The organism is Burkholderia sp. Tr-20390 (assembly GCF_017104595.1).
In the GTDB taxonomy this organism is placed as follows: domain Bacteria; phylum Pseudomonadota; class Gammaproteobacteria; order Burkholderiales; family Burkholderiaceae; genus Burkholderia.
On the sequence record NZ_JAAGPC010000289.1, the window covers coordinates 1 to 7,528 of the forward strand.

Below are 7,528 nucleotides of genomic sequence, written 5' to 3' on the forward strand. Positions count from 1 at the left end.
TGCACGGGTGCGGCCGTCGGCGCGGGCGCGGGGCTGCTCGCGGGCAGCGTGGTCGGCGCCGGTGCGGCGCAAGGCTCGGCCTACGACATCCAGCGTCGCTACGACTACGGCTACCTCCAGTGCATGTACGCGACCGGTAACCGCGTGCCGGTGCCGGGCGGGATGAGCGGCGGCGGTGGTGGGTATGGCGGTGGCGGATACGGCGGCGCACCGCGCACGGCGCCGCCGATGCCGCCGGCGGGCGTCCAGCCGCCGCCGCCGCGCTACTGACGGTGGCCCGGGCGGCGTCGTACGGCATGGCGCGCACGTGCGCCAGGTGAGCCGTGCGCGCATCGACCGTCGATACGCACACGCTGCATGAATTGCGTACACTCTGAGTCTCGTTTCGGCAGGGCCGGGCGCATCGGTTCCGGTCCGCGTTTACCCAGGACTCAGCGATGATCGATTTACGCAGCGATACCGTGACACGTCCGAGCCAGGCAATGCTGGCCGCGATGACTGCCGCCGAAACCGGCGACGACGTATGGGGTGACGACCCGACCGTGCTGCGCCTGCAGGCGGTGACGGCCGAGCGGGCCGGCAAGGAAGCCGGCCTGTTCTTCCCGAGCGGCACGCAAAGCAACCTGGCCGCGCTGATGGCCCATTGCGAGCGTGGCGACGAGTACATCGTCGGCCAGCTCGCGCACACCTACAAGTACGAAGGCGGCGGCGCGGCCGTGCTCGGCAGCATCCAGCCGCAGCCGATCGAGAACGCGCCGGACGGCACGCTGCCGCTCGCGAAGATCGCCGCGGCGATCAAGCCGCTCGACAACCACTTTGCCCGCACGCGCCTGCTCGCGCTCGAAAACACGATCGGCGGCCAGGTGCTGCCGGAAGGCTATGTGCAGGAAGCCACCGCGTTCGCGCGCAGCCGCGGGTTGTCGCTGCACCTCGACGGCGCACGCGTGTGCAACGCGGCCGTCGCGTCGGGGCGTTCGATCGCCGAGCTGTGCGCGCCGTTCGACAGCGTGTCGATCTGCTTCTCGAAAGGGCTCGGCGCACCGGTCGGCTCGGTGCTGGTCGGCAACCGTGCGCTGATCGAGCGCGCGCAGCGCTGGCGCAAGGTGCTCGGCGGCGGGATGCGGCAGTCGGGCATTCTCGCGGCGGCCTGCCTGTATGCGCTCGACCACAATGTCGAGCGGCTCGCGGACGATCACGCGAATGCCGCGCATCTCGCCGAAGGCCTCGCACGCATCGACACCGTGAAGGTGCTGTCGCACGCGACGAACATGGTGTTCGCGCAATTCCCCGAAGCCGATTGCGCGCCGCTCGAGGCGTGGCTCAAGGAGCGCGGGATCCTCACGCAGATGCTGTACGCGTCGCGCTTCGTCACGCACTGCGACGTGTCGCGTGCGGACATCGATACGTTCATCGACGCGGTCGGTGCGTATTTCGCGCAACGCCGCGCGTAAGGGGGAATGCGCCGGCCGGCGGGGACGCCGGCCCGATGTGGCGCGAAGCAGGGGGCGGAGAGGCGACGGGGGCGACGTGGCAACCCGTCTGTCGATATCGGGCGAGCCGGCGGATCATGCTTGCCGGGGTGCATCGGCGGGCGGTGTGCCGTCGTGGAACAGCGCTTGCAGTTGCGTGCGCAGTTCGGCGCTGTCGGTGTGCTGGTGAACCTGGACCGCATGCTGCACGGCGGCTTCCAGCAGTTCGTTGTCGGAGTCGGCAGAAATCGCGACCGAGCAATTCATCGCGCTGGGAAACTCGCGGCAATCGATGTAGCGGCGAGACATGATGTTCTCCTTGCGGGAAAGGGCGCGGCCGGACAGGCGTGATCGGCCGCGCGGCGCGTTCGCGAGGCCGATGGAAAAAGTATAGGCGGCGCGGCGGGGATTCTCGCCTTCAGGTATACCGCACCCCGCGCACGGTGGCGATGGCGGTGCTTACGGCAGCGGCGCGAGCAGCCGCCGCGCCGCTTCGACGACCCGCTCGGACAACGACGCCATCGTCGGTGACTGCACGGTCCACGCGTGCCAGTACAGCGTGACGTCGGTCGGATGCGCGGGCGCGAGATCGACGAGCCCCTGCGTGTCGAGCGGTGCACTGCCGATCAGCGGCTCCGGCACCATCGCGTAGCCGAGCCCGTGCCGCACCGCCGCGAAATGCGAATGGGTGCCCGGCACGTAGTGGCACGGGTAGGCACCCTCGGGCAACCCGAACTTCTCCTTCAGGAACGACGACTGCAGCGTATCGCGCCGCGAATACGCGACGACGGGCGCCTTGCGCGCGCTCGTGCGGTTCAGCCCGCGCGGAAACCAGCGCACCGCGAACGCGGCGGCCGCGAGCAACCGGTAGCGCATCGTGCCGAGCGGCGTCGCGAGGCAGCCGCGCATCGGCTTCGGCTCGGTCGTCACGCAGCCCACTGCCATCCCGCTTTCGAGCAACGCGAACGTGTGGTCCTGATCTTCGACGATCAGCTCGAAGAGGATGCGCTCGCCGGCGAGCACGGATGTCAGCGCCGGCAGAAACCACGTGCCGAGGCTGTCCGAATTGAGCGCGATCGTGACGGAGATCGGCGATTCGCGCTCGGTCGCGAGCGTGCTTTGCAGGTCGGCCTGCAGCAGCGCGACGCGGCGCAGGTGCTGCAGCACGCGCTGCCCGGCCACCGTCGGGCGGCACGGCCGCGTGCGCAGCACCAGCGGCGTGCCGAGGCTCGCTTCCAGCGCGCGGACCCGCTGCGTGACGGCGGATGCGGTTACGTGCAGGCGCACGGCGGCCTGCTCGAAGCTGCCCGTGTCGGCGACGGCCAGCAGCGCGGCGGCCTGCTTCGGATCGATCGTCATCGACATGTCGGTGGAATTCCTGTGAACGTAAGACGAGAACAGCCGGTAGTGTAAGTCAGTGCGTACCGGCGGCGGGGGGCGGCGCGAGGTTCTGCCGCACCGCATTCATCGTCGGAATCGGCCACGTTACGCAAGCACGCCGCGTGCTCGAGACCGGTGGCGTGCGCATTTTGGACTAGGCTATATGAACGCGCGGACCCCGGCATGTGCCATGCCGGCCCTTCGCGCTCGGACGATCGCGCGTCGCGCGCAAGCCGCGGCGCGGGCGTCGTGACGATTCCCCTTTCACGGAGACGAACATGTCGATTCGACTAGGCGAGGACGCGCCCGATTTCACCGCGGAGACCACCGAGGGAACGATCCGCTTTCATGAATGGATCGGCGACCACTGGGCGATCCTGTTTTCCCATCCGAAGGATTTCACGCCCGTATGCACGACCGAACTCGGCTACATGGCCGGGCTCAAGCCGGAATTCGACAAGCGCAACACGAAGATCATCGGGCTGTCGATCGATCCGGTCAGCGATCACCGGAAGTGGGTGGCGGATATCGCCGAAACGCAGGGGCATGCGGTCAACTATCCGCTGATCGGCGACGACGAACTGAAGGTCGCGAAGCTGTACGACATGATTCATCCGAATGCGAGCGGCGGCCCGCGCACGGCGGTCGACAACGCGACGGTTCGCTCGGTCTTCATCATCGGGCCGGACAAGAAGGTCAAGGCGATGCTCGTCTATCCGATGAGCGCGGGGCGCAATTTCGACGAGGTGCTGCGCCTGCTCGACGCGCTGCAACTCAACGCAAAGCATACGGTGGCAACACCTGTGAACTGGAAGCCCGGCGACGATGTCATCATTCCGACGTCGGTGTCGGACGATGCGGCGAAGCAGAAGTATCCGGACGGCTTCCGGACGCTGAAGCCGTACCTGCGCTACGTGACGCAGCCGCGTTGACGCACCGTGCCGGCCGGATGCCGGCGATGCAGGACCACGACGGGGCGGCCCGCGCGACAGCGATAGTCGCGGCGCGGGCCGGACGACAGCATCAGGTACGCATCGAACAAGCCTAAACCAGCGACGGAGCGACTTCGCGATGATCTTCCGGCAACTCTTCGACCCGCAATCGTCGACGTACACGTACCTGCTCGCCGACAGCGCGTCGCGCGAAGCGGTGCTGATCGATCCCGTGTTCGAGCAGGTGCGCCGTGACGCGGCGTTGCTCGACGAGCTCGGGCTGCGGCTCGTCGCGACCGTCGACACGCACGTGCACGCCGACCACGTGACGGGCGCGTGGCTGCTGAAGCAGCGCACGGGCAGCACGATCGCGATCTCGGCCGCGAGCGGCGCGCAGGGCGCCGACCGCTACCTGAACGACGGCGACCGCTGCGCGTTCGGCGCGCGCTACCTGACCGTGCGCGCGACGCCTGGCCACACGAGCGGCTGCATCAGCCTCGTGCTCGACGACGAATCGATGGCGTTCACCGGCGATTGCCTGCTGATCCGCGGCACGGGCCGCACCGATTTCCAGCAGGGCGACCCGCGCGCGCTGTATCGCGCGGTGCACGGCCGGCTCTTCACGCTGCCGGCCGCGTGCCTGCTGTATCCGGCGCACGACTATCGCGGGCTCACGGTGACGAGCGTCGGCGAGGAGCGGCGCTTCAACCCGCGTCTCGGCGGCGACCTGAGCGAAGACGATTTCGCGGGCTACATGCGCAACCTCGGGCTCGCGCATCCGCGCCAGATCGACGTCGCGGTGCCGGCGAACCTGCAATGCGGCGTCGCCGCGAATGCGCCCGATGTACAGGCCGCGCCCGACTGGGCGCCGCTCGTCTATACGTTCGCCGGCTTCTGGGAAATCGATCCGCAATGGCTCGAGGATCATCTGCCGGCGGTGCAGGTCGTCGACGTGCGCGAGCCGGACGAATTCACCGGCCCGCTCGGCCACCTGCCCGGCGCGACGCCGATTCCGCTCGGCGAACTGGCCGCGCGCGCCGGCGAGATCGCGCGCGACCGCCCGGTCGTGACCGTGTGCCGGGCCGGGGGGCGCTCCGCGCAGGCGACCGTCATTCTGCTGAAGGCCGGCTTCGACACGGTGGCGAATCTCGGCGGCGGGATGCTGCGCTGGCGTGCCGAGGGGCGCGTCGTGATGGACGGCCGGTCGTAACGCTCCGAGTCGCACGACAAAATAAATCCCGACTCGCTGTCGAAACGGGCGCGTGCCGTTCGTCGTCAAGGTATCCGATCACGTGGCGCCGCATCACGCGGCGCCGAAACCCTGAGAGACCGCACAATGATGCCGACGCTCTACGCCCATCCCTTTTCGTCCTACTGCCAGAAGGTGCTGACCGCGCTGTACGAGAACGGCACGCCGTTCGTGTATCGCGTGCTCGCGCACGACGATCCGAAGCCGATGCAGGAGCTGGCCGCGCTGTGGCCGCTGAAGCGCTTTCCGGTGCTCGTCGATGCCGGCCGCACGGTGATCGAGGCGTCGATCATCATCGAGTATCTCGGCCTGAACCATCCTGGCCCCGTGCGCCTGCTGCCCGACGATCCGCACGCGGCGCTCGAGGTGCGGACGATGGATCGCTTTTTCGACAACTACGTGTCGACGCCGCAGCAGAAGGTCGTGTTCGACGCGCTGCGGCCGGAGGCCGAGCGCGATGCGCGCGGGGTGGCCGATGCGCGGGCGATGCTGGAGACGTCGTACGCATGGCTGGACAAGAAGATGGCCGATCGCGAATGGGCGGCAGGCGACCGCTTCAGCCTCGCCGACTGCGGCGCGGCGCCGTTCCTGTTCTACGCGGACTGGACGCACCGGATCGATCCGTCGTTCGCGAACGTGCTGGCGTATCGCCGGCGTCTGCTGGCGCGGCCGTCGTTCGCGCGCGCGGTCGACGAGGCGCGGCCGTTTCGCCCGTTCTTTCCGCTGGGTGCGCCTGATCGCGACTGATCGGCGCGGGCGATGCGCGGCGCGCCGCCACTGCGCATGGCCGGCAGCGCGTGCCGGGGCGGCGGAACGTAAGCAGCGGCAGCATCGCGGCGTCTCTCCGTCACATCGTGTGGGTAGCCGACTGCGCGAGCGTCAGCAGTTCGTCGAACTGCGTGATCAGCTCGAAGCACAGCAGGAACGCGAGCGTATAGGCGGGTGCGGGGAAGCGCTTGATCATCGCGAGCACCTGCGGCGCGAAGCGCGAGCGGATCGCATCGCGCGTCAGCAGCCACGCGAGCGCGATGCCGATCGCGGCGCCCGCGATCAGGTCGGTCGGATAGTGAAAGCCGAGATACGCGCGCGGCACGCAGATGAACACGACCGCATACACCAGTGCCAACACGCCGACGCGGCGCGCGATGATGAAGATGCCGGTGGCGATCGCCATCCACAGCATCGCGTGATCGCTCGGAAACGAACTCCATGCCTGCAGCGTGGCTGCGCGGAGTCCCGCCGACGGAAAGTGCAGGTGCAGGTCGGGGTTGTAGATCGGCCGCACGCGGAACGGCAACACCTGCGCGAGCAGCCGGCCGAACGCGAGCGCGACGAGCCCGCTCGCGATCGTCGCGACGACCAGCTCGCGCTGCCGCTCGCGGTTCGGGCCGGGCTGGAACCACAGCCAGCACAGCACGGGAATGAGCACGAAGCCCTTGAACGTGTACAGGCCCGCGATCACGCGGATCGCGTGATTCATCAGCGGGCCGAACGTGATGTGGGTGAGGAAGGTCTGGATCGTGGTGTCGAAATCGTTCATGTTCTGTGCGACCCGGGCGGACGCTCAGCGCATGACATGCGGCCGGCAGGATCGAAAAGCGCGCTCGTACCGGAGCGCAACGGGGGGCAAGTATGTCACCCGATATTTCGAAGAAAATGCGAAAAAATACCGGGAATCCCCTGATAAAACGGGGCTGTGCGGTGGGGCCGGATGGGCGAGCGCCACGTGGCGGGGCGCATCGAATCGTCCGACGTTTTCGCATCGATGCACACGGCCATCGGAAAAATAATCGGTTGAACTGGACATTCGTTCGAGCGGGTGCGGACCTTGCGCCGGATGGGGGCTTTTCGTGCCGAATGCGCACGAATCGGCCGGGCTGCGCCGCGTTATGCGTGGGCGATCGAAAATAAAAGAAAAGGCGGGCAAGCCCTGTGGGCCTGCCCGCCTTGTGCGTGCGATGCGGAATTTCAGTGGCGCCAGATCCGCACGGCGAGCGCGGCGAGTGACGTCACGACAGCCAGCCCCGTCACCGCATTCCAGCCCAGTTGCGCGAGCAACAAACTGCCGATCGCGGCGCCGGCCGCCATCCCGATGAACATGCCGACGAACAGCACGGCATTGAGGCGGCTGCGCGACGCGGGGTCGATCCGGTAGACGATTGCCTGGTGCGCGATCAGCGTGGCCTGCACGCCGAGATCGAAGCCGATCGTCGCGACCGCGAGCAGCAGGAGCTGGGCATGCGCAGACATCAACGGTGCGGCGGCCATCGACGCGAACGACACCGTCGCGATGCCGATGCCGATGCGCGTGACGCGCTCGGGGCCGTGATGGTCGGCCAGGCGCCCGGCAATCGGCGCGGCCAGCGCACCAGCCGCACCGGCGAGCCCGAACGCGCCCGCGGCCGCGCTGCCGAGGTGGAACGGCGCGCCTTCCCGCATCCCCGCGAGCAGCCTCCAGAGTGCCCTCCACCCCCTGACCAGCAGCCTCCACCCCAGCC

The 7,528-nt window shown here is 68.4% G+C and carries 8 protein-coding genes and 1 pseudogene; 5 read left to right on the forward strand and 4 right to left on the reverse strand.

The window, feature by feature from the left end:
* Positions 1–270 (forward strand): annotated as a pseudogene (locus G3N98_RS37325) (hypothetical protein); the annotation flags it as partial.
* 167 nt (positions 271–437) lie between these two features.
* Positions 438–1,451, forward strand: a complete 1,014-nt coding sequence (gene ltaE, locus G3N98_RS37330) for a low-specificity L-threonine aldolase (RefSeq protein ID WP_089484833.1) — start codon at positions 438–440, stop codon at positions 1,449–1,451.
* Positions 1,452–1,565: 114 nt separating this feature from the next.
* Here ltaE and G3N98_RS37335 read toward each other — a convergent pair whose 3' ends face one another.
* Positions 1,566–1,778, reverse strand: coding sequence for a DUF1059 domain-containing protein (locus G3N98_RS37335; protein WP_089428888.1), 213 nt, complete (start codon positions 1,776–1,778; stop codon positions 1,566–1,568).
* Positions 1,779–1,928: 150 nt separating this feature from the next.
* Complete coding sequence (locus G3N98_RS37340; RefSeq protein ID WP_046548680.1) at positions 1,929–2,834, reverse strand: HTH-type transcriptional regulator ArgP; 906 nt, start codon at positions 2,832–2,834, stop codon at positions 1,929–1,931.
* Between the two features lie 293 nt (positions 2,835–3,127).
* Here G3N98_RS37340 and G3N98_RS37345 point away from each other — a divergent pair, with 293 nt between their 5' ends.
* From G3N98_RS37345 to G3N98_RS37355, 3 genes are all read left to right on the forward strand, one after another.
* Positions 3,128–3,781 carry a peroxiredoxin gene (locus tag G3N98_RS37345; RefSeq protein WP_089428890.1) on the forward strand — a complete coding sequence of 218 codons (654 nt, stop codon included), beginning with the start codon at positions 3,128–3,130 and terminating at the stop codon, positions 3,779–3,781.
* Between the two features lie 139 nt (positions 3,782–3,920).
* A complete protein-coding gene (locus G3N98_RS37350; RefSeq protein WP_089428891.1) occupies positions 3,921–4,991 on the forward strand; it encodes an MBL fold metallo-hydrolase in 1,071 nt (356 codons plus the stop codon).
* Positions 4,992–5,117: 126 nt separating this feature from the next.
* Positions 5,118–5,777 carry a glutathione S-transferase family protein gene (locus G3N98_RS37355; protein ID WP_175238788.1) on the forward strand — a complete coding sequence of 220 codons (660 nt, stop codon included), beginning with the start codon at positions 5,118–5,120 and terminating at the stop codon, positions 5,775–5,777.
* Positions 5,778–5,877: 100 nt separating this feature from the next.
* On the opposite strand, the gene G3N98_RS37360 is transcribed toward G3N98_RS37355, so the two are convergent.
* The gene (locus G3N98_RS37360; protein ID WP_175238787.1) at positions 5,878–6,570 is read right to left on the reverse strand and encodes a phosphatase PAP2 family protein; all 693 of its coding nucleotides are present in this window, start codon (positions 6,568–6,570) and stop codon (positions 5,878–5,880) included.
* Between the two features lie 428 nt (positions 6,571–6,998).
* Positions 6,999–7,528 (reverse strand): MFS transporter (locus tag G3N98_RS37365; protein ID WP_241026251.1); only part of this gene is annotated, 530 nt, incomplete at its 5' end.